Annotated in this window: 17 protein-coding genes; 3 read left to right on the top strand and 14 right to left on the bottom strand. The window is 58.2% G+C overall.

From position 1 onward, the window contains the following. The 13 genes from F8N36_RS07470 to F8N36_RS07410 form a co-directional block, all read right to left on the bottom strand. The gene (locus F8N36_RS07470) at positions 1 to 813 is read right to left on the bottom strand and encodes an ABC transporter ATP-binding protein (protein WP_291332173.1); all 813 of its coding nucleotides are present in this window, start codon (positions 811 to 813) and stop codon (positions 1 to 3) included. A 133-nt stretch (positions 814 to 946) separates the two neighbouring features. Next, the gene (locus F8N36_RS07465) at positions 947 to 2,926 is read right to left on the bottom strand and encodes a vWA domain-containing protein (protein ID WP_291332172.1); all 1,980 of its coding nucleotides are present in this window, start codon (positions 2,924 to 2,926) and stop codon (positions 947 to 949) included. Between the two features lie 142 nt (positions 2,927 to 3,068). Further along, positions 3,069 to 4,166 carry a sel1 repeat family protein gene (locus F8N36_RS07460; RefSeq protein ID WP_291332171.1) on the bottom strand — a complete coding sequence of 366 codons (1,098 nt, stop codon included), beginning with the start codon at positions 4,164 to 4,166 and terminating at the stop codon, positions 3,069 to 3,071. A 3-nt stretch (positions 4,167 to 4,169) separates the two neighbouring features. After that, entirely contained in the window at positions 4,170 to 6,794 is a 2,625-nt protein-coding gene (locus F8N36_RS07455) for a virulence factor SrfC family protein (RefSeq protein WP_291332170.1), read from the bottom strand. Positions 6,795 to 6,806: 12 nt separating this feature from the next. Next, a complete protein-coding gene (locus tag F8N36_RS07450) occupies positions 6,807 to 9,923 on the bottom strand; it encodes a virulence factor SrfB (RefSeq protein WP_291332169.1) in 3,117 nt (1,038 codons plus the stop codon). Positions 9,924 to 9,925: 2 nt separating this feature from the next. Next, positions 9,926 to 11,290: an SrfA family protein gene (locus tag F8N36_RS07445; protein WP_291332168.1), complete on the bottom strand. Its 1,365-nt coding sequence runs from the start codon at positions 11,288 to 11,290 to the stop codon at positions 9,926 to 9,928. Beyond that, a complete protein-coding gene (locus F8N36_RS07440; RefSeq protein ID WP_291332167.1) occupies positions 11,287 to 12,465 on the bottom strand; it encodes a serine protease in 1,179 nt (392 codons plus the stop codon). Before F8N36_RS07440 ends, F8N36_RS07445 begins: the two co-directional genes overlap by 4 nt. Before the next feature lie 81 nt (positions 12,466 to 12,546). After that, entirely contained in the window at positions 12,547 to 13,407 is an 861-nt protein-coding gene (locus F8N36_RS07435; RefSeq protein WP_291332166.1) for a glycine zipper domain-containing protein, read from the bottom strand. A gap of 309 nt (positions 13,408 to 13,716) precedes the next feature. Beyond that, positions 13,717 to 14,292: a TetR/AcrR family transcriptional regulator gene (locus F8N36_RS07430; RefSeq protein ID WP_291332165.1), complete on the bottom strand. Its 576-nt coding sequence runs from the start codon at positions 14,290 to 14,292 to the stop codon at positions 13,717 to 13,719. Between the two features lie 145 nt (positions 14,293 to 14,437). Continuing rightward, complete coding sequence (locus F8N36_RS07425; RefSeq protein ID WP_291332164.1) at positions 14,438 to 16,876, bottom strand: ATP-binding protein; 2,439 nt, start codon at positions 16,874 to 16,876, stop codon at positions 14,438 to 14,440. A 9-nt stretch (positions 16,877 to 16,885) separates the two neighbouring features. Further along, entirely contained in the window at positions 16,886 to 17,815 is a 930-nt protein-coding gene (gene hemC, locus F8N36_RS07420) for a hydroxymethylbilane synthase (protein ID WP_291332163.1), read from the bottom strand. A 10-nt stretch (positions 17,816 to 17,825) separates the two neighbouring features. Then, entirely contained in the window at positions 17,826 to 18,056 is a 231-nt protein-coding gene (locus tag F8N36_RS07415; RefSeq protein WP_291332162.1) for a zinc ribbon domain-containing protein, read from the bottom strand. 2 nt (positions 18,057 to 18,058) lie between these two features. Next, positions 18,059 to 18,688, bottom strand: coding sequence for an SIS domain-containing protein (locus tag F8N36_RS07410; RefSeq protein WP_291332161.1), 630 nt, complete (start codon positions 18,686 to 18,688; stop codon positions 18,059 to 18,061). 147 nt (positions 18,689 to 18,835) lie between these two features. On the opposite strand from F8N36_RS07410, the gene F8N36_RS07405 reads away from it, so the two are divergent. The 3 genes from F8N36_RS07405 to gatB all read left to right on the top strand — a co-directional run bounded on the left by F8N36_RS07405 (position 18,836) and on the right by gatB (position 23,001). After that, positions 18,836 to 19,690, top strand: a complete 855-nt coding sequence (locus tag F8N36_RS07405) for an NAD(+)/NADH kinase (RefSeq protein WP_291332160.1) — start codon at positions 18,836 to 18,838, stop codon at positions 19,688 to 19,690. Further along, entirely contained in the window at positions 19,677 to 21,431 is a 1,755-nt protein-coding gene (locus F8N36_RS07400; RefSeq protein WP_291332159.1) for an ARMT1-like domain-containing protein, read from the top strand. Before F8N36_RS07405 ends, F8N36_RS07400 begins: the two co-directional genes overlap by 14 nt. 136 nt (positions 21,432 to 21,567) lie before the next feature. Beyond that, the gene (gene gatB, locus F8N36_RS07395; RefSeq protein ID WP_291332158.1) at positions 21,568 to 23,001 is read left to right on the top strand and encodes an Asp-tRNA(Asn)/Glu-tRNA(Gln) amidotransferase subunit GatB; all 1,434 of its coding nucleotides are present in this window, start codon (positions 21,568 to 21,570) and stop codon (positions 22,999 to 23,001) included. A 91-nt stretch (positions 23,002 to 23,092) separates the two neighbouring features. Here the strand turns inward: gatB and F8N36_RS07390 are convergent, their stop codons facing one another. After that, the gene (locus tag F8N36_RS07390) at positions 23,093 to 24,049 is read right to left on the bottom strand and encodes a hypothetical protein (protein ID WP_291332157.1); all 957 of its coding nucleotides are present in this window, start codon (positions 24,047 to 24,049) and stop codon (positions 23,093 to 23,095) included. Positions 24,050 to 24,153 lie beyond the last annotated feature (104 nt).

Below are 24,153 nucleotides of genomic sequence, written 5' to 3'. Positions count from 1 at the left end.
TCAGGCAGCCTCCCCGGACCAGCGCAACACGGATACGCTGCCGCCAGCATCCTGACCAACCTGCACCTGCGCCAGAGCAAAACCGGCCTGCCGTGCCTGGTCAAGGTTATGCGTGACCATCACCACCGTAATGCCCAGCTGGCGGGCCAACTCGGCAAAAAGGCGCAGCACGTTGGCAGCGTGGCCAGGGTCGAGGGCGGCTGTGGGCTCGTCTGCCAGTACAACAGAAGGCCCGTGTGCCAGTGCCGCTGCAATGGCTACACGCTGGCGTTCGCCTACAGAAAGTGTGGCAGGATACTGCCCAAGCAGATGACCGATGCCAAGCCTGTCCACAACAGTTGCCACTGCATCCTGCCGCTGGGGCAAAATTCCCAGGCTTTTGCAGCGCAGCACGATGTTTTCGCGCGCGGATAAAAAGGGCAAAAGGCCGCCTGTTTGCAGCACATACCCCAGATGGTGCAGGCGCAGCAAGGCCAGAGCATCTGTGCCGCCGTGCCTCCATGCGGCCATTATATCGGTGGGAGCGCCAGAAGTAGGGGAAAATACAAAACTGGTAGAGGCACTGGCCGCTGTGGGCAGCGTACCCTGGGAAGCTGTGTGTTGGTGCGGCAGGGCAAAACCCTCTGGCGTCATATCGGGGCTGAGGGCGCAGGCCAGCATGTCGAGCGCCGTGCTTTTGCCGCAGCCGCTGGGGCCTACAAGGGCAAGCAGGCTGCCCCGCGCCACGTTCAGCTGCTCAATGCGCAGGCGAAAGCCCTCGTTGCCGGGGCGTGTTTTGCCAATATTGCGCAGCGAAAAAACCATGTCTGGCATGATCACCCCCAGGCCGAGGGCAAAGGCCGTATGCCCTTGCCCCAAGCCCAGATATTGCGGTTAGAGTATTTCAATCCTGAAATGCTCTAGTGTAGGCGAAAGCGTTATTTATTTTCGCTTGTTAGCGCCATTTTTAGGGCAGCATGCTCAACGGCACGCGGTACACCCAGTCGCCCGGGTTGGACTGACCAAAACTTTCCCAGTTGGCGCGGTCGCGGTCATATTCTTCGTAACGGGCAAGGCGCGATTTAAGACGGTTGATAAAGGCCGTCTGCTCACCCACGCTCATGCGGTACCAGTCTTCCTCACGCAGCAGCATGACGTCGCTCTTGTAGGGCAGGCCATCCAGAAATTCGGAAAGCACGCCAAGCTCGGCCAGATTTTTGCCCTGTGTGGGCATATTGGGGTCGCGGGCCATGCGGGTGGAGGCAGAAAGCACACCCTGGAAAAAGTCGCGCGCATCGGTCTTTTTGGTGCGCTCGGCATTGTCGATGATGGTCTTGAGCTGGGTGCTCAGGTCGTTGAGCTGGTTTTTGGTCAGCAGCACGGCCACTTCCACGCTGGGGGTTTGCCTGCTTTTGGCGAGCTGGTTCAGATCCATGTCGGCAATCCACGAATTGACCACTGAGGGGGCGGCATTCTCACGTGTTTTGCCCAGATATTCCAGCTGCATGGCATAGCCGAGAGTCGCGGCCAGATTGGCAGCCTGATCTTCGGCCGAAGCCGTTTGGGGCTTTTCGTCCTTGGGCTTGGTCATAACCTTGCCTTCGGCAGTGTTCTTGACCATGTCCACCATGCCGGTGCCCAGGGTCTTGGTAATGGCGGCAAACTGCTCCGCGCCCTTGGCTGGCGTGGGCGCTGCGACCACAAGGTAGTTTGAACGATTGCCAGAAAGCTTGCTCAGAGCGCGGTAGCTCTGCTCCGCATAGGCGTGGTTGGCGCTGCCGCCAGGGCTTTTAATGTGCAGGGCCGTAATCCAGATGCCTTTCTGACGGGCAAAGTCGTTTACTTCACTGGGGCCCATGCTTACAGAGGCGTATTTGTCTCCGCTTTTAAGCGGGCCCGCATCAGAGATCAGCAGAATAAGCCGCGAGGAATAGTCGCTCCAGTTGAGGGCCTCAACGGCCTTGTACACGCCAGCCAGCGAATCCTCGTTAAAATCATGGCTCGAAACCTTGGCTTCCTGCACCTTTGAAAGCTTTTCTTCAAGGCTCTTGCGGTCTTTTGCGGTAGCAAAATCGCTGACCACCTCTGTGGTGTATTCCAGACCGGGCACGGCCTTGGTACTGCTGCGAAAGGCCACAACTGCAAAGCCCACGTTTTCGGCCATGTGGTCTTTTTCAATCTTGTCGTATATCTGGCGTACCACGTTGAGGCTCTGGTCAATGTAGGGCTTCATGGAAATGGTGGTGTCGATGACAAGGGCGATACCGGTTTTGGGCGGGCCGTTTTTGCCGTCCTTGCCCTTGGAGTTGCCGGGGTCGATGGAGGCCACGCGCAGAAATTTCACACCATCAAACGGATCCTTCATGTCCAGAATGGGCATGAGATAAAAACGCTTTTCAGAAACAGCACCCTGGGCGTCAGCCGGTTCGCTGGCAAGAATGGGCATGGTTTCAGGCGCGGGTTCCTTGCTCTGCCGCAGGGTTGCAGCCTGCGCTTCCAGCGCATCGAGCCTTTTTTCCATGTCGGGTGCGGCGCACAGTTCGTTCAGGCCTGTTTCAGTCTTGAAAAACAGCACCGGATCGCGGCCCGTGCGTGGCGTGAAGAGCAGGGTGAGCGACTGGTTCCAGTCCGTTGTTTTTGCGGCTTCCATCCAGCCTTCGGGTTGGGCGGTAGAAGCGCCAACTTGAACCCAGCCATCCTTGCGGTCAAACACATACATGACCGTGAAGGGCACAACGCTTTTGCGCACTACGGCCCCATCCGCCTTTGGTTCGGCAAGCAATGCCGCTCCCGGATGGCTGACCACACGCTGAAAAAGTGTTTTTTTGCCCTGTTGCAGCAGGGGGGCGGCAGACGCAGCAGAAAAACTGTCAGCCATGCAAATGCCGAGGCCCAGCGCCAGCAACAACACAAGGCAGCAACGTCGAACAAGAGGCATGGAATGCATAGTGGACTCCTTGCGGAAAAGGGCAACCTTACACAGAGGCTGCACAGACGGGGGCAGTACCCCCCCCGCCATGGTGGCGCAAACGCCAGATAATCTTATCCTGAACCTTTAAATACGCACCAGCACAATGGCCGTTTGGCCGTTACTGCCAGTTTTGCAACAGTGAGCGGGCCTCGGCATCACCCTTGGCTTCAAGTCCACGGGCGTATTCCTTCAGTTTGTCGAGTGAGGTCTTGGCCTGAGGTTGCCCCTTTTGCGCCGCTTGATCATACCAGCGCTTGGCCTGGGTAAGATCGGCGGGAATACTGCCGCGCGGCAGGGTGCTGGCAGGGTCGTAAAACTGGCCCACAAGAAACATGGATTCGGCATCGCCCTTTTGTGCTGCGTCTTCAAGCAGCAAAAAGGCGGCGTCGCTTTCTTCCGGCGTGGCATCGGCCTTGCGCAGGGGTTTGGCCATGGCCAGACTCACATCGGGCAGGGCCTGACCGCGCAATTGTTCGCGGGCAGAGGCAAGGGGGGTAGCCGCAGGCTTGGCCGCATCGGCCCCCTGCTGGGGATCATCAGCCGGTTTTGGCTGGGTCTGCCCGGGAGTTTGCGGTTTATCCGTATTCTGGGTCTGCGCCGGGGGAGTGGGCAGGGGAGCTTTTTCGGGCTCACGCAGTAAAAACCACCACGCGGCTGCGCCTGCGGCAACGAGCGCCAGCACAATCAACGCCACAAGCATACCCTTACCGCCAGATTTTTCTGGCTGCTGGGTGTTCATTTCAAGCGGTGGTTCCTGCGGAGGCACAGGCTGTTGCGACTCGTCAAAGGCAAGAGGCGGCTCTGGCGATTCCAGCACTGGTTCTGGCTGCGACACAAGGGGCGCAGGCTGAGGGGCCGGGGCAACAGGAGTTGCAGCGCCCATGCCGTGCCCGCCCGCAATGTGCGAATACACAAGCGATTTCACGGCCAGCGCGCAACTACCCACGCCACGCAGACTGATGCGGTAGGCGTCGAGGTTGTCCACCTCGTCAACCACTGCCGGGCCCACGGCCAGACGCAGACTGCCGCCGTCGTTATCCCAAGCGTCAGGGGTGAGCAGGGTTTCACTTTCCTGCCAACCACGAGGGCCAAGGCATTTGCCGTCAGAGGCGCGCAGCAGGGTAAAATCGGGATCGCTCACACTGCCCGCGTCAAATATCTCTATGATGCCATTGCCCGGGCCACGCCCGGTATCGGCTGAAATGCTGGCACGCATGGTCTATCCTTTAAACGCCTGCAAAATTTCGCGCAGGCGGTTGTTCTGTTCCGGATTGAGGCTCTGCTGGCCGTCAAAATCCACGTTGGCCATAACACTATAGGCCATGGCCCGCAGCCAGTCTGTGTACCACAGTCGGTCGTAGGGCGATTCTGTTTCGCCTATGGGCGGCTCGCCCTTGATCTCCTGCGGCGGATTGAACAGGGCCACACTTTTGCCGCCAAAAACCACAGTGCGCTGGGGCTGTTCCTTGAAGCGCGGGTCAAAGCCCCACCAATCAACAAAAGCATTGATGGCATCGGCCGCAAGGCTCACCTGCTTCCACATGAGCCTTTCACGGGCCATGTTGCTGAATGCCGAGCAGCGCCGCAGTTCTGTTTCGAGAGTTTCGCGCAGTTTGCAGCGGGCCGCAGCCTGCGCCAGCTCGTGGCAGAACTGGTCCAGTTCCTTGGCAGGCAGGCCCAGCAGGTTTCTTGCCTCTGCGTCGTTGCACAGATCGCGCAGGCGTCCTGTCCAGTGGTCCATAACCAGCCCGGCAAAAACCTGGGCGCTGTCCCTGGCCTGGTCGTCCTGAGCATCGTCGGTAGCAGTGGTCACAGGGGCATCGTCGCCAAAAATGTCGCCCAGAATGTCATTGGCCGAAACACGAGCGCCAACCACCTGTGCTGTTGCTGCGGGTTGACCATCTTCCGGGCTTTGGCGGGCATTGAGGCATATTTCGTACAGGTCGAAATCGCGCACCTGAAGCCTGCGCAAAAACTCGCCAAACAGCTGTTTTTCCGCAACCTTGGCCATTTGAGAAACTAGCAGGCGCGAAAGCTGTTCCTTTTGCCTGCGCATTTCTTCCCTGTCGTCTGTGCGGTAAAAAGGCCCAAGCCCCGTGCGCACGCGTTCGCACTTTTCTACAAGGCTGCCGCTAATCTGCTGGCGCTTGAGTTCGGGATTGCACAGGGGGCGCAGGCTCTCGCGCAGCAGGCCCACGCCGCCGTCGTTGAGGGTCATGGCTGCCTGCCAGGCCCGCTCTGGGTTGGCCACATGCTTTTGCACAAGGGGCGAATTGAGAAACGACTGGTGCACTTCTTCCACAAAGGCCTGCTGTTCCTGCCTGATGCCGGTCTCGCGCCTGCCAGCGTAGTCAAAAATGGCCTCGCACAAAAAATTGGGATTACGCAGCAAAAACACATTGTTGAAAGGGTGCGTACCGTCCCAGTTGTGCGGCCAGTCGTGTACCTGGCCAAAAAAATTGACCAGCGAAGATTCCATGCGGGTTGTCCAGCGCGTTTCCACCGAGGGAGAGCCAGCCTTTTTTTCAAACTCCATGTCCATCTTGGTGAGCACAAAAAAGAGCGCTGGCGCTTTGCTGGCGCGCGATTCTGGTGTTTCGCCATGGGTGGAACATATCCATTCGTACACGGCCTGCGGCAGGTCCTGCACTTCCTGGGTGCTGGGTCCTATGCACAGCAGCATGCTGGTAAGTTCTTTTTCCTCGCGGTAGCGCTCAAAAAGATAGGCCACCTTGCCGCGCAAAAAGAGTTCCTTGAGCATGTCCTTGCGACTGTCCAAGGCCGCACGCAGATCGCTGAACTTATAGCGCGCGCGATAACCGGGAAAGTCGAGCAGATCGGTGTGATCAAAAAAATCGTCGGGCTTTTCGCGCATGTAGATGGTTATTTCTGCCGTGAGCGCAGTGACAAGCGCACGGGGCAGATCAGCCTTGCGGCCCTGCGCACCCACGATGGTCAGCATATCGGTGGGAGGCTCATTAAGACCCTGAAGCCGCGCCACGTCGATGATACTGTTGCTGCGCGGAATAAGGGCATCGATGGCGCAGCTGGCTTCTGTGGGGTTGCCAAGCTGACGCAGCGCCGCACCAAGCTGCACGTAGACGGCCTGAAATTCGGGTACGCTGTCCCATATCAGGCCCACAAGGCTTGCACGGTCTTCGAGCTCAAGGCGGGGGGCCAGTTCCATGGCCCGCACCCAAAAGCCATTTTGCAGCATCTGCACCCGGGGGCGCGAGATGAAGTTTTTATTAACGTAATCGCGCAATTCTTCCACATCGTCCACGCTCATGCCACCAGCCACAGGCAGGGACTGCGCACGGCTCTCCAGGCGTTCAAGCTCCTTTGCAAGAGCTTCGGCATTGGGAGAATCCTTGTGGTCACAGTCTGCGTAGTAGGTGTTGGCAAGCACGCGGGCCACGTCTGTTTCAGAAAGCAGGCGCAGCCGGATGGGAAAGGTCTCGGTAACGCCCTCTGGTGGCGTGGTGGTAAAGCGCGTGACAAGGCCGGTAGATTCCTTGCCGCCTTCCGGGTTGATATCTTTGATAAAATCAAAGGTTTGACCGCAAAAATCGGCCAGCAGAACCTTGTCGGCATTACTGGCAAGGGTCGAAATAAGGTAGGACTTGCCCGACTGGCTGGGGCCAAAAACGCCCACGCACATCTTGCGGCGGGCGGCCTGCTCGCACTTGTCGAAAAAGCGCGCCGCGTGGCGCAGATCCTTTTGCAGGGCTGCGCGCTCACTGCCCACAAGCTCGGCATTGTCCTGTAGCCACGCCCCAGCGCTACGCGAGGTCTCCGACAGTTCGCGGCAACGCCGCGCCAAATCCATATCCTGCTGCTGCATAACCATCCTCAATTATCCGGCGTCGGTAACAATGCCCGTATCCAGCCAGTAGCCTTCGTCCAGTTTCAGGGTTTGCAGGCGAATTTCAAGATCGCGTCGGTCAACGCTGCGTTCCTGACAATCCACAATGGAATCAATGCGGAATTCACCCTCGCTGCGGCGATCCTTGTCCGTTTCGCTGCGGATATCTTCTTCATCCAGGGCATCGGCAACGCTCAGGCTTACTTCAACCCGGTAGGGCAGGCGGCCCGAAGCGCGCGAACGGGCTTCCTCTGTGGCAAAGGTAAGCAGATGGTAGCGCGTGGTGGGCCAGCGCTCGGCATCAAGCTGCCTGTAGCCGATGGAAAGAGGGCCGCTAAAGGCCACGGCGCGGGTTTTGTCCGTGCCGTCCTTGCTGTCCACATCAACGGTAAACCACACCTTGGGCCGCTTGAGCTGGCTGTTTATGTCCATCTCGCCGATGTAGCGGGCTGTGGACGTGAGCTTGAGCGCACCGGAATCGAAGGAGAATCCTTCAAGGTGGCCGTCGGCCAGCGCACAAAGAATGGCCCCCACCACAACCGTGGTTTTGGGGTCGGTAATGCGGCCCTGAGCGTCGGCAAAAGGATACCACGAACCAGCATGGTAGCGCCGCATGGGAATGATTCTGTCTGGCGGCACGGGCAGCTTGGCAAGCACGGTTGCGATTACGCCGTTCCACGAGCTGGGCCGCCCGGTGAGCAGCAGCACGTCGCAGTCGTACATGTGTACTACTTCGCACAGGGCCGAAAGCGTTGGCCCAAGTGTGCTGCGAATGGTTTCTTCCACCGCGGCCTGATTGACGGAAATGGGCACATCCAGAATGTTAAAGTTCTGAATGAAGGACGCCGAACGCCGCACCATGGATGCCACATCGCGCAGTGTGGCCGGTTGTGGGCGCGGGGCAAGCACTGCCGGTCGAAAACCCGCGGCCTGGGCGGATGCCTCGCTGCCGGATTCTGCCGCTGCGGCATCTGCCACGGGGTCGGGTTCAAAAAAGTCGGCCAGCGTGCAGCTGAAACTTGCGCCGCGCAGATCGGGATTTTCGCAGGTAGCAAGCAGCCCCAGAGCCACGGGTACGGCAATCTGCCGCACCAGACGCACGCGGGTATTGCGGTCTTCCTGCGACATGCCTATGGAATCACGGCCAAAGAGCTGCCCAAGCAGCGAACGTGGCTCGGCAAGGCCTTCACGCGCCAGCGCCTGGCCTATGGCCGGTATGACGTGGTTTGCCACCACCTCGCGCAGCACTTCGTCGCCCGCAATGTTGAAGCCGTCGCGGAATTCGGTATGCGGCTTGATGCGCGCCGTATCACCCTCGCCGCTGGCAAGCTCGAAGGTGGTGATGGAAAGGTCGGTTGTACCGCCGCCAATGTCGATGGAAGCCATGCGTATGCAGGGATGCTTGGCGCACGATTCGCGGGGCTTGCCCATAAGACGGAAGAGATGATGCGCATCGCCGTGCTGTTTGACGGCAAGCTCGTTGTAGAGCAGCACCAGTTGCGAACAGCTGGCTTCGTCCCAGTCGCAGCGCACCTGCGGACTCTGGCGGTAATCGCCCGTAAGGCCACGCCCCTGCTGTCGGGGAGCGTACCACTGGTTCCAGCCCAGAGCGTCCCACACCACCCGTACGGCCCACGTGACCCAACGGCGGAAAATACGCTTTTCTGCCACAGGCATGGCCGTTGGAACGGTAAAAATGAGCCTTCTGAGCCTGCGGGGCAGGTTGGGCAGTTCACGCCGGGCGCGGGTGGCTGGCGAATTTATGGTCACAAGCGCCTGGGTCAGAATTTCGCCAAGCATAAAGAGCATGAGCGAAGAGCGCGTGAACAGCGATTCAAAAATGGGCTCGGCCTGCTGCTTTTGCAGGGCAGGGCTTTTTTTGAACATGGGATCATCAAAGCACGAAATGGGCGTGCCCTGCGGGTTCAGCTGACGGGGAAACAGACCACGGCTCACCATGGGCTCTGATTTGCCACCGCTATTGTAGCGCCAGCTCTGCTGCCAGGGGCGCTCGTCCCACAGGTAGCGCTTGGGGCTCGACATGCCGGTTGTGCCCTCGGCGCACACGGCCTGCGTCGCAAGGCGGGCAGCTTCAGGCCCAATGCGCACAGCCGAGAGCCATGCAAAGGCCGGACTCTGTCGGCCAGAGCGGCGTGAAAGGGCATCGTTGCCAAAGGCCGCGTCCACAAACTCCACCCGGGTTTCAAACGGGTCGGAATAGATATGCTCTGGCTGGCTCAGGTCGCGCAGCTCGAGCAGATAACTGTCGTTGAGGTTGGTGATGCGCTGGGGCAGGGTTTCAACCAGAATGCCCGTGGTGCGCGAGTTGCCGATGTCGAGCACCAGATCAACGTCCACCGGAGTATCGCGGTCGGGATTGATGACCTGCGCTGCCAGATCGTTGAGCGCCAGGCGCACAACTTCAAGCCATGTGAGGTAAAAGGCCAGATGCTCGAGCACATAGGGATAATTTTCGTGCCATGCCCCGCGCCCCTTGTGCTGCGACTGCTTCCAGCCGTCGTAGAGGCCGTAAAGCCATTCATCCACCCAGGCGGCATTGAGAAACCACGAATTGTCGCGCACAAGGTGGGCCAGCATGAAATGCCCGTGGGCAGTTACATCTTGCGGCGAAAGCGCATGATACTGCTCACCTTCGGCAGGGCGGTCTTCCACATTGGTGTCAAACATGAGCACCACGCGCAGCTGGCCGGGGTGTTTGTCTGACCGCATGACGCGGGCACGCGCCCAGTTTGAGGGGCCGCACTCAAAACGCTTGCCGCCGTCTGGCCAGGGCTGGTCGAGGGTGCGCAAAAAAGGAATGGGCAGCCAGTGACCTTCCCAGGCATCCAGGGCGCGCTTGGCTTCCACACTGTAATCTTCGTCGCATTGCTGACCGCTCAGCTGGTCGATAAAACCGTTTTCCGTCTCTGTCAGGCAGCGCAGATAGTGGGTGTAGCGCGTCTGCTCATCGGTCTCTTTTTTCTTTTCTTCACGAAAATACCGGCGCAGACGCTTAACGGCTTCTTCGGGAATGGCGAAATCAAGAAACTGCGGGCAGCCGCCGGGAATAATGCTGACCGGCGAAAGGTAACGGGGTATGACATCCATCATTATTTCCTTTTGAAACGAGCGTCCCACTTGAGATTGGCCCCACCAAGCTCTCTGCCCTTGCACTGGGTGGAATTTTCCTGACCGTTGCATTCAACCTTTTGCGGAACATAGGTGCCGCCACGGGGGCAACGGGCCTGGCTGGAATCAAACTGCAGCTGATTGCCCTGGAAACGCGCCGAGGCAGAACCACTGCACACCTGCCCGTTGCGCTCGCGCACAAAACGGCGCCCTTTGCCGGACTTGTCAAAGCAGTATTCGGCAATGATGGGCTCGTTGGAAGGGTGCGAATACAGGCCGGTTTCGCTTGTCCAGCAGCCTTCAAGGAAGGTCAGGTCGTTTTTCTTGGCCGCGTCTTCAGGAATGGCAAGATTGTCATTCTTCTTGGGCGTGGGCTTGGGCGGCTCTTCCTGCTTGGGTTCTTCCTTGGGAGGCTGCTGCTTGGGTTCCGGTTTTGGCTTGGGCTGCGGCTTGGGAGCTTCAGCTACCTTGGGCGGCTCAACAGGCGTTTCACCAAGGAAAGGCTCAACCACTTCCGGATCGGGCTGTTTGGGTTCTTCCTTTTTGAGATCAACCTTGGGCGTTACGGGCGGCGTAACCGGCGGGGTCACGGGCTTGCACAGGGCTGCCCGTTCCTGAAGCTGACGCCACAAAAGGGCAAGCTGGTCTTCGTTGGCGGCGGCCTTCTGTTTTTCAGCCTCAAGGGCAGCGCGGTCAACAGGCAGGCAGCCAGCGGGCAGGGGAGAGGGCAAAAGTCCAAGTGCCGCGCCCAGCAGCCAGAGCAGAAGCAGCAAAAGCAACAGGGGCAGCAGCCAGGGCAGGCAGCCGCTACGAGGCGCAACGGCAACCGGTACGGGCGCTGCTACGGGCGCAGGCGGAGCAGGCGGCAGTACGCCGCCAAGACGGGTAAGATCCTGCGGCTGTGCACCCACGCTGCCGGGGGCAAAACCCCAGTTTATAAGCACTGGCTTGCTGTCCACAGACCAGATGTCCTCATCCGCCGGGTGCTGCAGCGCAAGGCGCAGCAATTGACCAGAGAGGGCCTGCCGGGCCTGGGCATCGGCGGTCATGTCCTTGGCAAGAGCGGCAATGTCAGCGGCCAGAGCACCTGCCTGCGCGCGCAGGGCCTGAGCTTCTGGTTCTGCAAGTTCAGTCAGAGGCACGGCGGGGCCAGTACCCTCGGCATACCAGTCTACACTGTTGCCTTCGGCATTGTGCTGCGGTTCGGCCAGCAGGGCGGCGTGTTCCGCCCCCAGCTTCTGTTGCAGAATGGCCTTGAGCTGCTCGTAGCAGTCAGTGGCAAAAATCCCCTGGCTGGCAAGCGCGCGCATCTGGCCGCGCAAACTTACGGCTATGCGGATACTCATTGCTTGCCTCCGGCGGCTTCACTGGCCTGCGCCATGGTGATGGGAACGCCCGCCGCGCGTAAAAACGCGGTCAGGCTGGAGCTCACGATGGCAAGGCTGGACTGGCGATACGAGGCATCGTCAAGCTTGATGAAGGTATTGATGCCCACCACGTCGCCTTTTTCGTTTACCAGCGGCCCGCCGCTGTTACCCTGCGAAACAGTAGCAGTGTGCACGATAAGAGGCGGCGTGCGCTCGAGAATAACACTCACGACACCTTCGGTGTAAACCACCTCGGGGGCCGCAGCCTCGTCGCCCTTGAGCAGGGCTGCAAATTTGGGGTCGTCGTTGGTAACAGCGCCGGGAAAGCCCCATGCACTCACTCGTTCGGTGCGGCTTACGTTTTGCGCCAGCTTGAGCGGCACAATGCCCGAAGTTCCGTTGACGGCCAGCAGGGCAAAGTCCTGCCCGTTGTCGTGGCTGACCTGACGCACAGTGGCGGCAAAGGGCCTGCCCATGGCCTTGTTGACCACAACCGCCTCTGTGGCATTGCCCACCACATGGGCGTTGGTAAGCACGTAGCCGGGGGCCACAAAAAAGCCGGAACCCATGGAAAGGCCTTCTTCGCGCATGGCGAGCACAAGCACCGTGGCCTGTTCCATCAGCTCAGAAACATTGCGTGGCGTCTGTTTTTGCACAGGAACTGGCGGAATCTGTGTTTTTGCAGCCGCATTGTCCTGCTGAGGCGCTGCCGGGGTATCGGTACGCCCGGCGCCAGCTTTGTCTGCCGCGTCGCCGGGTTTCAGGGGCGCGGCATCAGCCTTGCCCGATCCCGAGGCCAAAGGTGGCCACATGACGCCTGCGGGCGGAGTGATGAGCCCCAGCCCCTGTTTGACCTCGCAGGGTTCCTTGGCCAGAAGGGCGCGCAACTGCTGCATGAACGTTTCGAGCGCGGCGTTGTGCTCGCGCCACTGTTCTGTCTGCGCTGCCACGGCAGCCTTGGAGGCCTCGGCCTGCTGCCATTCTCTCCAGAACAGCCAGGCGGCAAGCAGCAAAAGCCCCAGAAACAGAATAATTCCCCAGAAAAGAGGACGACGGTACCAGGGCAGGGCAGCCACGCCCACCGCAGGTGCGGCTTCTGGTGAAGCAGCAGTTTGCGGCGTTTCGGGCGGTACGGATTGTTGGCTTTCGTTCATGTATGGCTCCGCGCGGCATGCGGCGCAGTAAAATGCCGCGCAGCCGCCACAACAAAACAGGGCGGCAGCGCGGCAGCAGAGTTATCCAAGCAGGTTATTAACGGTTTCTTCGTAGCTCGACATGCGCGAATTCACATCGCGGCGCGTGCTTTCAAGGTCTTCGCGCGAGGTCTTCCATTCCGCGGCCTGGGCAGCCACATTGTTTTGCTCGGGCGTACGCGAGGCGCTGGCCGCAGGGGCGGACGAGCTTTTGGCTTGACCGGCAGAGCCCTTCTTGAACTTGGCAGCCCCGGAAGTGCCGGAAGACGAAGAGACAGAAGTCGGCTGGGCCGAAGTATAGGGCTCGGCCAGAGCCTGCTGGTATTCGCCATCCTTCTTAGCCATGGTGGCTGCGGTATCGTTGAGGATAAACGAGGTTTCCTCAAGGCCACTGCGAATTTCGTTGTATCTTTCCTGGAATTCTACGCGCGAAATCTGGCCAGCCTTGAACTGGTTGGCGGCGAGCTTGAACTGGTCGTCATAGCACTTGGCCGCGACCTTGGCGGCTGCCGTAGAGCGGTTCATGCTGGCGGCTTCGGTGCCAAGCTGCTGGCTGTACTGGTGCAGGTACGCTGCATCGCGGTCTTGCGCCTTTGACTTGCCGTACACGTTGCCTGCCACAGCGCCCGCGGCACCACCAGCGGCAGCGCCAATAAGAGCGCCGCTGGCCTTGCCGGTGGCAAGACCGCCTATGAGCGCGCCAAGCAGCGCACCACCCACAGCACCAGCCGCCGTGCTCTTGCCCGTGCTGTTTTCGTCTTGCCGCAGCTGGTTAACAGGCTGATAACACTGAGGATAATAATTGACCTTGGTTTTTTGCGCACCATACTGACTGGTGCAGCCCGAAACCAGAAGTCCGGCGGTAAGAAAAAGGCACATGGGGATGCTCGCAAGCCTTTGCATAAAACCGTCTCCTCCAAAAAGGTTGAGTCTACGAGCGCCACGGCATATCTGCCCAGAGCTCACGGCAATCCGCACAAATAACGGCACGGACTCGACTAATCACTCGCGGATAATGTACCCTGAACATTTCGTATTTACTGCAAAGCGCGGGGGGTCGGCAAGCCCTATTGCCTGGCCAATAAGGCAAGGCCGTCAAACGGACTGTCTTTAGCGCATGTAAATGTCCAAAAACCGGCCTGCCGTGCGGCAGATATAAAAAAAGCCGCCAGTCTGTTCGACCGACGGCTCAGTATTTTGCAAAAGCAGGCATCAAGCCTTGATGGAGCGCGAAATAAAATCAAGTACGTCTTCGTAGAGGGTGGGTACGGCGTAGGGCGTAAGCACGCGGGTACGGTTGGAGCCAACCATAAGGGAGATAATCACCTGGGCGGTGCTTTTACTGTCTATCTTCTGGATGCTGCCGTCTTCCACACCCTTGGCGATAACGCGTTCAAGCTCGTTGTGCACCTGCGAAAACATGGAATCCATGATATCGCGGTCAGTCTTGGTTTTCATGTCGCTGTAAGGCGAGCAGCGCACAAGAACCAGCCAGTTGGAATCCTTGTCGATGGAAAAATCAAGGTATGCCCTGCAAAACCGCATTACGCCGTCATAACCGCAGGTAGCCTCGGCGGTAGCTGCACGCAGCTTTACAAGAAAGCGTTCAAGAACATCCAGCCCAGAGGCAAGGAACAGTTTTTCCTTGTTGCCATAGTGGTGCGTCAGCAGGCCAAGAGCAACGCCTGCTTTGTCAGATATTTTCTTGAAGGTGGTTTCCACATACCCGCATTCGCCAAAAAGGTCTTTGGCGGCCTGCAGCAACGCTTCTTTCTTGTTTTTGTTCATCACGGCTTTTGCTGGGTTAGAGTGAGGCATAAGGATTTTCCATGCGTTGACCCCATTACATATTAAGTTGGTAAAGTCAAGGTATGTGTGGGGTTATTGATGTGTTCTCACGCCCGGCCGTGCCCAGTGCACGCGGCGTAATTTATCAATCCTTGGTTTTTTTGCTGCGCCTAAAAGCATTCTGCGCGTAAGCACCCAACTGTTCAAGCCTGCTGTCAACCATGTCGTACAAACTGCCCCGTGTAAAACCGCCATTTTTGAGTCTGCGGCCTACAGAAAGTCCGGTCAGAAGCCCTAGGGCTTCTTCTATGCGTCGCACGGGGTAGATGGCAAACTGGCCGTTTTCAACCGCCTTGACAACATTGGGGCTGAGCATGAGGTGATCGACGTTATCGTAGGGAATGATAACCCCCTGCGTGCCGGTGAGCCCCTGCCGCGCGCACACGTTGTAAAAGCCTTCAATCTTGCGGGTTACGCCGCCCACGGCCATGATCTGCCCGGTCTGGCTGACCGCGCCGGTAAAGGCAAGATCAAGCCGCACCGGCACATCGGCAATGGCCGAAAGCAGAACAGCCAGCTCTGCGCCAGAGGCGCTGTCGCCCTCGATACCCGCATAGCTCTGCTCGAAATAGAGCGAACCAGAAAGCACCAGCGGCTTTTTGCGGGCAAAAAGGTCGGTGAGGTAACTTTTCAGAATCATCATGGCCTTGGTGTGGATGGGCCCGCCAAGCTCGGCCTCGCGCTCGAGGTCGATGATGCCCTCATGCCCCACACCCACGGTACATGAGATACGGTGCGGCAGGCCGAACTCAAAGTCGCCGTGCCACGTCACCGAAAGACCGTTGACCTGTCCGATGCCCTGGCCCGAGGTCTGCACCTTGATCATGTCGCGGTCGTATTCTTCCATGTAGATTTCTTCTACCAGATTGGCCCGGTAAACACGCGCTGCATAGGCTTCTTCCAGCACCGGGGCGCTGACGCAATCCTGCTTTTTCATGCGTGCAAGGGCAGAGGCCTCTATCATGAGCTCGCGCAACTGCGGAAAGCGCAACGAAAGACGGCGCTGGTCTTCACAGATACGCGAACCAAGGTCGATGAGCCATGCCAGAGCCGTGCGGTCAAAGCAGGGCAGTTCCGTTTCCTTGATGATGGTGGCGATATGCCCAAGATAGGCGCGAATGTTGCCCGCGCTACGCTCGGTTGTATCGGCCATGTGCGCCTTGATACGAAAGAGCTTTGAAAACCGGTCGTCATTGACAAGCAGGCCTTCGTACAGCTCTTCGTCGCCGACCAGCACCACCTTGAGATTCAGGGGCAGGGGCTCGGGGTTGATGCCCTTGGTACGGATGGGCGTATCGGGCCCGTCACCGGAATCTTCAATACGCGCCACGTTTGAACGCAGGGCGCGCAGCAGCCCTTCCCACGCATTGGGATGCTGCAAAAGATCCTCTATGTGCAGCACCAGAAAGCCGCCATTGGCTTTGTGGATGCTGCCCGCACGGATCAGCGTGAAGTCGGTGACCAGCGCGCCCATTTCAGATTCGCGTTCCACACAGCCCAGCAGATTGACGGCGGTGGGGTGGTCTTCAACAATTATGGGCGCACCTTCAAGCTCGCTGCTGTCAACCAGCAGGTTGACCTCGTAGCGGTACAGCACGGCTTCGGCCGAGGGGCCGCCGTGCATGTCGCCCATGGGGCCCATGCCACCGTCACGAATCAGAAAGGCGTCGGTATTTTTAAGAATATCATCGCGCAGGACCGCAAAATAGGTATCAAGCCCCTTGACCTTACAGGCCTTGAGCATGCGCTGCTCAAGGGGAGTAAGGTACGAGGCAAGCACCTGATTCATGGCATCGCGTTCAAGGCCACGTTCGTCGTCCTGAAAGCTTTCTTCCGCCTTGTTGAGCTGGCGCATAAAGCCGGACATGGCCTGCACAAGGTTGTCACCCCTGCTTTTAAGGCTCAGGCGCAGGTTTGTGTCCAGCTTGTCGAATTCTTCTTCGCTCAGGCGCTTGCCTTCCACCAGAGGGTGCAGGGTAAGGCCGCCGCTTTCGTCCATATCAAGGTTAAAACCCTTGTCTACGGCCACAGAATTCATTTTGCGCAACAGGCCCATGCGGGCGTTCTGGAAGTTGTCCACCAGCTTGGCGCGGCGCTTTACAAAGGTGCTGGCCTCAAAACGGCGAGGCAACTCGACGCGTATGTGTTCAACAAGTTCCTTAAGGTTTTGCTTGAACTTTTTACCCATGCCAGCGGGCAGGGCAAAAAGGTGCGGCCTGTCAGGATCTGCAAAATTGTTCACATATACAAGGTCGTTGGGCGTAGGCAACTTTTTTGCCTGCGGGCCAAGATAGCTGAGCAGCATGTGGCTGCGGCCAAGGTCGGCCTCGCCAGACAGGTAGACATTGTAGCCCTTGGTCTGGATTTGCAGCGCCAGATCCAGCGCCTGCATGGCCCTAGGCTGAAAGGGGTTCTGGCGTCCGTTGCGCGGCAGGGGAATATCCTTGCTCGCATCCCAAGGAATACGGGCAGGATCAAAAGTGGCGTGCAGACGTGACGCAGATAAGGGAGCGATAGTTGGCATAGGGGATCGTTATTGGTGATAAAGTTTTTCCAGAATGGCGCGGCCGCCTCTGGCAAGGAGTTTTTCGGCAAGTTCCAGACCCACCTGACGGGCCATGGAAGTGTGACCCTGCTGTGAATCGCGCAGGATACTGCTGCCGTCCACCTCTGCCACCAGACCTTCAAGCACAAAGGATTCGTCATTCTCAAGCCGGGCATGACCAGCAATGGGAACCTGGCAGCCGCCCTCAAGACCCGCAAGAAAGCCGCGTTCGGCTTCCACACATACGCGGGTGGGGGTATCTTCTATTTCTGCAAGCAGGGTAAAGAGCTCGTAATCGTCCTCGCGGCATTCAATGCCAATGGCACCCTGGCCCACGGCGGGCAAAAAGGTCTGTGGGTCGAGGGCGTGCATGTAAGGCGCGCTGAGCCCCAGACGGTTCATGCCGGCAGAGGCAAGGATGATGGCATCGTAAACGCCCTCGCGCAATTTGCGCAGACGCGTGTCCACATTGCCGCGCAGGCTTTCAATGCGCAGGTCGGGGCGCAGGGCCAGCAGCTGGGCCTGACGGCGCAGACTGCTTGTGCCAACGCACGCGCCCTGCGGCAGGGCAGCCAGATCGGCATAGTTGCACGAAAGCATGCAGTCGGTGGGGGCCTCGCGTTTGGGAATGCAGCCCAGAATCAGCCCTTCGGGCAGTTCCATGGGCACGTCCTTGATGCTGTGCACGGCGAGGTCGGCGCTGTTATCAAGCAGGGCTTCCTCAATTTCCTTAACAAAAAGGCCCTTGCCACCCACCTGGGCCAGCGGCACATCCTGAATGATGTCGCCCTTGGTCTTGATGATGGAAAGGTCAATGGAGAGTTCGGGATCAAGCGCCAGCAGGCGGCTTTTTACATGCTCTGCCTGCCACAGGGCCAACTGGCTGCCACGGGTAGCGATAACTAAAGATTTACGCATGCCTTACCGCCTAATGCCCACAGCTCGCGCAGTTGCCGCCGGAACATCCCGCACAGCCGCCACCGCCGGTTGAAGCGGCATATTCGCCGCCTTCCGCGCCGTTTCTACGACGGGCGCAGCACGACATGAGTTTTTGCGTATCATTGGAGCCGCAATACGGGCAGGTGGGCGGGGTTTCGTCAAACACCAGTTCTTCAAAATCCCGGCCGCATTTCTGGCAAGAATACTCGTAGATGGGCATGGTCAAACCTCGGTTGTGTGTCGGCTTTGCAGATAGGGGGTCAGCGCGACAGCATTTTCAAAAAGATAATAGTCCGTCAGCCGGCAAAACATGTGTCCGGCTGCAAGGTGCAGCTCGTGTACGAGCGCGGGTTCCGCCTGCGGGGTTTCAATAACCACGTCGCAGTGGCGGTTAAGGTCGCTTTCCGGGCTGCACAGGCTAACGGCAAGCAGTGCGCCGCGCCTTGCCGCCTCAAGGGCGGCTATTATGTTGGCGGTATGGCCGCTGGCGGTGATGGCCAGCAGCATGTCGCCGGGTCGCCCCAGGGCTTCTACCTGACGCGAAAATATCTGGCTGAAGTCCAGGTCGCCGCCAATGGCCGTTAGCGATGTGGAGTCTGCCGACAGCGCCAGCGCGGGCAGGGCGGGCCTGTCCATGGCAAACCTGTTTACAAATTCGGCAGCCATATGTTGGGCCAGCGCGGCGCTTGGGCCGTTGCCGCACAGCAGTATCTTGCCGCCCGCCGCAAGGCAGGCCGCTGTACGCAGGGCAATATGGCGCAGATCGTCGCCCTGCGAGAGAAAAAATTCCTCGCGCAGGCGCGCGCCATCGTGGGCATGGCGTTTAATAATTTCAAGGGCTGTATCGTGCATGCTGCTCACAACTGCCGAAGCGTGACGTGGAAGCCTATTTACTTATGTCAAAGCCCCGCAACTGACAAGCGCCCACAGGCTTGCGGTAACAGACTTGATAACGTAACTTGCTGCGGTATGCAAAACGCAACATGCCGACATATTCTTTTGGTTTACAAAGCCCGGCACGAAAGGGCCGCCGCCCTTGCCGAAGAGGCTGCCCTGTGGCTGCGCCAAAAAGGTCATGAGGTAACGGCAGTGATTTGCGCGGGGGCTGATTCACCAGCCTACGCGGCAGATCCACTCGACTTTGTTGTCGTTCTTGGGGGCGATGGCACCATGCTTGGCGTGGCGCGGCGGCTTGTGGGCCGTAAAGTGCCGGTGCTGGGCATAAACTTTGGCCGTATCGGCTTTTTGACCGATGCCCAGCCAGAGCAGTGGTGTGAAAAACTGGAAGAATGCCTCACCGGCGCTGAGCCAGTGCGCTCATGTATGGCCCTGAGCTGGTCGCTGACCCGCAAGGGCAGCCAGATAGCCACGGGCAGCGCCGTCAACGACGTGGTTTTGAGCCGTGGCTCGCTGTCGCGGCTTGTACTTTTTGATGTATACATTGCGGGCGAACGGCTGGGCTCGCTGCGGGGCGACGGCATCATTGTGGCTACCCCTGTGGGCAGCTCTGGCTACAGTGTTTCTGCTGGCGGCTCGTTGTTGCATCCTTCTATGGAAGCCATAGCCATCACGCCCATCTGTCCCTTTCTCAACAGTATTTCGCCCATGGTTTTTCCCGGCAATACCGAGTGTTCCTTTCAGATATTGCAGGGCTCAACCGACTGTTTCCTTACCGTAGACGGACAGGAAGGGCAGCAGCTTGAGCTTGGCGACATCGTTACGGTTGCGGGCCTGCCCGACGCCGTGCACTTTCTTGGCAAAGGAACAACATTTTTTGAGCGGTTGCGCTCGCGGGGCTTTGTTTTGCAAGGCTCTGAATGCGGCAAGCCTGGGGAAATGCATGAACAGTGTTAGTTCCATTGATTCTGTACGCGAATTTCGACTCGGTCAGAATATACGGTTTGATGCCTGGCTTTACAGCATGCTGATGGACAATAACATTGCCTACGGCATGAACCCCGATATCGTTGCCAGTCAGGAGCAGATGGCATTTATGGTAAGCCTCGTGCACGATCAGGTATACCTGCCGTGCTCTGACGCAACCTTCAAACTGCTGTGCCAGCCCACTGCGCCCGAAGAACTGCAGCGCCAGTACAACCGCTCGTGGCGCATCATCATGCGTCTGGTGCGCTCATTTACGCCAGAAGGTGAAAAGCGCAAGCGTATCCTGCAGTTTTGCCGTTTTCGCTTTAGCCAGTACGTTACCCAGCACACGCTCATTCCTTCCCGCCTGGTCAAGCGCATGACAGATCTTGTGCTTGCACAGGGCAACCAGCTGGACGACCCCTGGCGGCAACTGCGCAGAATCTCTACCAAACGCCAGTTTGAAATGCTCGGTGAACCCTTTGTGCGCAACAATCTTGAAGCAATGCCGGCAGATGCCATGGCCGAATCAATGCCTCTGGTGCGGCGCAAGCTTGATTATGTTGAGCTTTCGCGCCTGCTGTGCCTTTCGGCCATGTCGCGCCTCTGGATAGAGGAGCAGCCAGATGCTGAAACCGTGCGCCTTGCCATGGAAAAAGTCCGTGAAACCTGCGCGCACCTGCGGTCATTTTTTGAGGCCAGCGCGGGCAAATCCAGTACGGTGCTGTTTTTGTGCGATGCCGACGGGGGCGTTGTTTTTGACCTTGCTGTTGCCAAAAGCCTCATCCGCATGGGGCACAAGGTTATTTTTGCCGTTAAATCCGGCTTCTTTTTTTATTCGCCCACGCTGGAAGACATGGAGGTTGACCCCTCCATCAGGCAGATGATCGGCGGCGGCACCGTACTGCACGAGCCGCGCATGAGCAAAAATGAGCTGCTGCGCGAACTGCGAGAGCACCGGCTTGTGGTCATAGGCGACGGTACTCGTGAGCGCATCAACCTGTACAGGGTTTCCGTAACCTTTTCACGCGCGTGGAAAGAGGCCGATCTCATTCTTGGCAAGGGCTGGCGCGTGGCTGATGTGCTCATGGGCAGCAGCCACCAGTACACGAGAGACGTGGTCTGCTACTGGCAGGACGACAAGGGCTTTCACATCAAGCTGCGCCCACATGCCAAGAGCGCACACAAATTCAGCGAGAGCGACATTGCCGCCCAGGCGTCCACCATTATCGCAGGCATGCGCGAGGCCCGCACGCAGGGGCGCACGGTCATGTTTTACAGCTGCGTTATCGGCAGCATACCGGGTGAAACCTCTACCGCAACGGAACTTGTGAGCGCTTTTGTAGACAATTTGCGGAAAAAAATGGATAATATTCTGATAATCAACCCCGCCGAGCACTTCATCGAAGGCATGGACGGCGATGACCTCATGTATATGTGGGAGCAGGTGCAACGCAGCGGTTATATCGATGTGTGGCGCTTTCAGACCGTTGAAGACATTGAGGAAAGTTTTGCACTGCTTGGCCGCAAGGTTCCGCCGCAATGGTCGGGCAAGGATTCGACATTTTCCACCGGCTGCACCAAGGAAATGCGCATCGCTCTTGATGTGCAGGCCAAAAACAGGGAAATGCAGATCATCGGCCCCGATCCGCAGCGGTTTTTCCGCAGAAGCGAGTACGGGGTGGGCAAATATTTTGACGCCAGCATCCCGCATGGACGTTCCGGCGTTTAAAAGGGCAGCCCTGGCTGCCGGATGTCTGGTTTAGAGCACTTGACCTTGAAAATGCTCTAGCGAGCGTTTATACGCAGAGCGGCGCTTTTGCCGCGCGATTACGGGGCTGAACCCCGCTGAGGGAGTAATTTGACCTATGGCCGCCTATGAAGCCGTGATTGGCCTTGAAGTGCATGTGCAACTTGCCACGGCCTCCAAACTGTTCTGTTCCTGCCCCACAACCTTCGGGCAGCCCGCCAACGCCAATGTTTGCGAAGTGTGCTCCGGCATGCCCGGCGCATTGCCCGTGCCCAACCGGCAGGCGGTTCACTATGCCACCATGGTTGGCCTGGCCACCAATTGCGCCATCAATACACGTTCCATTTTTGCGCGTAAAAACTATTTTTATCCCGACCTGCCCTCTGGCTACCAGATTTCGCAGTTCGAGCTGCCCATCTGTGAGCACGGCCACCTTGAAGTAAACGTGGACGGTCGCACCAAGCACGTGGGCATCACCCGCATCCATATGGAAAACGACGCGGGCAAGAATATTCATGCCCAGGGCGAAAACCTGAGTTACGTTGACCTCAACCGCGCGGGCACGCCCCTGGTCGAAATTGTTTCCGAGCCGGACATGCGCTCGGCCGCCGAGGCAGTGGCCTACCTCAAGGCCCTGTACAGCATTGTGACCTATCTTGGCGTTTGCGACGGCAACATGGAAGAAGGCAGCTTCAGGTGCGATGCCAACGTTTCGTTGCGCCCTGTGGGCACGGAACCCTTCGGTACCCGCACCGAACTAAAAAATCTCAATTCTTTCCGCAACGTACAACGGGCCATTGAATATGAAATTGCGCGTCAGCAGGATGTGCTGGACGACGGCGACAAGGTCATACAGGAAACCCGACTGTACGATGCGGTCAAAAACACCACCGCATCCATGCGCAGCAAGGAAGAAGCGCACGATTACCGCTACTTCCCCGATCCGGACATTCTGCCCATTGATATTACGGAAGAAGAAATGACCCGCTGGCGCGCCGAAATGCCAGAACTGCCCCAGCAGCGCCTTGCCCGCTTTGTGAGCATGGCCGCTCTGCCCGAAGCTGAGGCCGAAGTGCTGGTGCAGAGCAGGGGACTAGCCGACTTTTTTGAGGCTGCCGCTGCCAAGGCCGATGCCAAAAAGGTTGCCAACTTTGTGCTTGGCCCGCTGCTGCGCGAATGCAACACCCGTGGGCTGAATGCGGCAGATCCCTCTGCCTGGGCCATGAAGCCCGAGGCTCTGGCCGAACTGGTGCGGCTGGTTGACGGCGGCACCATCAGCGCCAAGATTGCCAACGATATTTTTGGCGATATCTTTGAGCTTGGCGTTATGCCCGAAGCCTATGTGAAGGAAAAAGGCCTGGTGCAGATTTCCGACACTTCGGCTCTCGAAGCCGCCGTGGACGAAGTTATAGCCGCCAACCCCGCAGAGGTTGAGGCCTACCGAGGCGGTAAAACCAAACTCATCAGTTTCTTTGTGGGGCAGATCATGCGCGCCACCAAGGGCAAGGCCAATCCTGCCCTGGTGAACGGACTGCTGGCCAAAAAGCTGTAACACGCCACATTACACAGCTGAAAAACGAATCAGCGGAGTCCCGGTACTGCCGGAAACTCCGCTGATTTTTTGTTAAGTGGCAGGTTACTGGCTAAACACTCATGTTCAGGCCAGAAAGCATGGAAAGACCGCCGCTGGAATAACTGCCGAACGAATTGGTGGCATTGCCCGAGCCGGACCACCAGGCGGCCATGGATTCCACTTCAATGCGCTTGCGCAGGTCAGAGGGCGAAATCTGCAGCGACTTGCGCGCGTCATCAAGGCCGGAAAGGGCCTGAATCTGACCGAATTTTTTGACCAGGGCAGGGTTGTTGTCAAAAAATTTCTGCACGGCGGCCTTGGTGGCGGCATCGCTGCTTTCTACTGTTATGCTGCCGTCGTTATTGGCCTTGAGGGTAAATTTTGCATCGCTGCTCACGGCAAGGCTGCTCATACCGGTATTCAGCGTGCTGCCAAGCTTTGAATTGTCGAGCACGGCCTGAATGGCGGCCTTGCTGGCGCTGTCTGTGCTGCTGGCGGCAATGAGCTTGCCGCTGCTGTCGACGGTCATGGAAACCTGGGTGCCGCTGCTAATGCCAGCAGAGGTGAGGGCCGTGCGCAAATCCTTGCCAATGGCTGCGTTGCCTTTAAGCCAGGCCTGCACATTGGCCTGATCGGTAGCATTGGCGCTGGTGGCGGTAAGCGAACCATCTTCAGCCAAAGTGAAAGTAACGCTTGAAGGATCGCTAACCCCAAGCTTTGCCAGGCCATCTTTAACCGCGGTGTTGAACTCGGTATTCAGCTTTTCGCGATATTTGGTGATCTGGCTAAAGGTAACGCGGCTGTTGCTTTCAAGGCCCATGGCGTCCATGGCGTACTTTGTCAGCTCTACCATGCTGGAAAGCTGGTTGGATATGCTTTTGCCGCTGAGCATCTGGCTCAGCGAACTTTTTGAGCTGCTGGAACTGTCGGAACCGGAGGAGCTGCCGGATGTGGATGTGCTCAGCTTCTGGTTTTGCCACTGGTACAGTGCGCTTGTGTAGGTGCTGATTCCCGATACGCTGCTCATGATGACTCCTCGGCATTTTTTGCCCGCACATGTGCATTGACGGGCTTATTTGCTCATTTCAGCGTAATTATGCATATTTCAGGCCATTCATTTTTTGCCCTTTT

It is taken from the genome of Desulfovibrio sp. (assembly GCF_009712225.1).
In the GTDB taxonomy this organism is placed as follows: Bacteria; Desulfobacterota; Desulfovibrionia; order Desulfovibrionales; family Desulfovibrionaceae; genus Desulfovibrio.
The sequence above is the reverse complement of the archived record's forward strand: the minus strand, read 5'-3'. Positions and strand labels throughout refer to the sequence as shown.

What these genes read in the sequence shown, in the direction of transcription:
- F8N36_RS07390 (WP_291332157.1), bottom strand. Translation starts at nt 24,049, where the DNA reads ATGAGCAGCGTATCGGGAATCAGCACCTACACAAGCGCACTGTACCAG.
- F8N36_RS07410 (WP_291332161.1), bottom strand. Translation starts at nt 18,688, where the DNA reads ATGCACGATACAGCCCTTGAAATTATTAAACGCCATGCCCACGATGGC.
- hemC (WP_291332163.1), bottom strand. Translation starts at nt 17,815, where the DNA reads ATGCGTAAATCTTTAGTTATCGCTACCCGTGGCAGCCAGTTGGCCCTG.
- F8N36_RS07425 (WP_291332164.1), bottom strand. Translation starts at nt 16,876, where the DNA reads ATGCCAACTATCGCTCCCTTATCTGCGTCACGTCTGCACGCCACTTTT.
- F8N36_RS07455 (WP_291332170.1), bottom strand. Translation starts at nt 6,794, where the DNA reads ATGCAGCAGCAGGATATGGATTTGGCGCGGCGTTGCCGCGAACTGTCG.
- F8N36_RS07430 (WP_291332165.1), bottom strand. Translation starts at nt 14,292, where the DNA reads ATGAACAAAAACAAGAAAGAAGCGTTGCTGCAGGCCGCCAAAGACCTT.
- F8N36_RS07450 (WP_291332169.1), bottom strand. Translation starts at nt 9,923, where the DNA reads ATGGATGTCATACCCCGTTACCTTTCGCCGGTCAGCATTATTCCCGGC.
- F8N36_RS07415 (WP_291332162.1), bottom strand. Translation starts at nt 18,056, where the DNA reads ATGCCCATCTACGAGTATTCTTGCCAGAAATGCGGCCGGGATTTTGAA.
- F8N36_RS07460 (WP_291332171.1), bottom strand. Translation starts at nt 4,166, where the DNA reads ATGCGTGCCAGCATTTCAGCCGATACCGGGCGTGGCCCGGGCAATGGC.
- F8N36_RS07465 (WP_291332172.1), bottom strand. Translation starts at nt 2,926, where the DNA reads ATGCATTCCATGCCTCTTGTTCGACGTTGCTGCCTTGTGTTGTTGCTG.
- F8N36_RS07445 (WP_291332168.1), bottom strand. Translation starts at nt 11,290, where the DNA reads ATGAGTATCCGCATAGCCGTAAGTTTGCGCGGCCAGATGCGCGCGCTT.
- gatB (WP_291332158.1), top strand. Translation starts at nt 21,568, where the DNA reads ATGGCCGCCTATGAAGCCGTGATTGGCCTTGAAGTGCATGTGCAACTT.
- F8N36_RS07400 (WP_291332159.1), top strand. Translation starts at nt 19,677, where the DNA reads ATGAACAGTGTTAGTTCCATTGATTCTGTACGCGAATTTCGACTCGGT.
- F8N36_RS07440 (WP_291332167.1), bottom strand. Translation starts at nt 12,465, where the DNA reads ATGAACGAAAGCCAACAATCCGTACCGCCCGAAACGCCGCAAACTGCT.
- F8N36_RS07435 (WP_291332166.1), bottom strand. Translation starts at nt 13,407, where the DNA reads ATGCAAAGGCTTGCGAGCATCCCCATGTGCCTTTTTCTTACCGCCGGA.
- F8N36_RS07470 (WP_291332173.1), bottom strand. Translation starts at nt 813, where the DNA reads ATGCCAGACATGGTTTTTTCGCTGCGCAATATTGGCAAAACACGCCCC.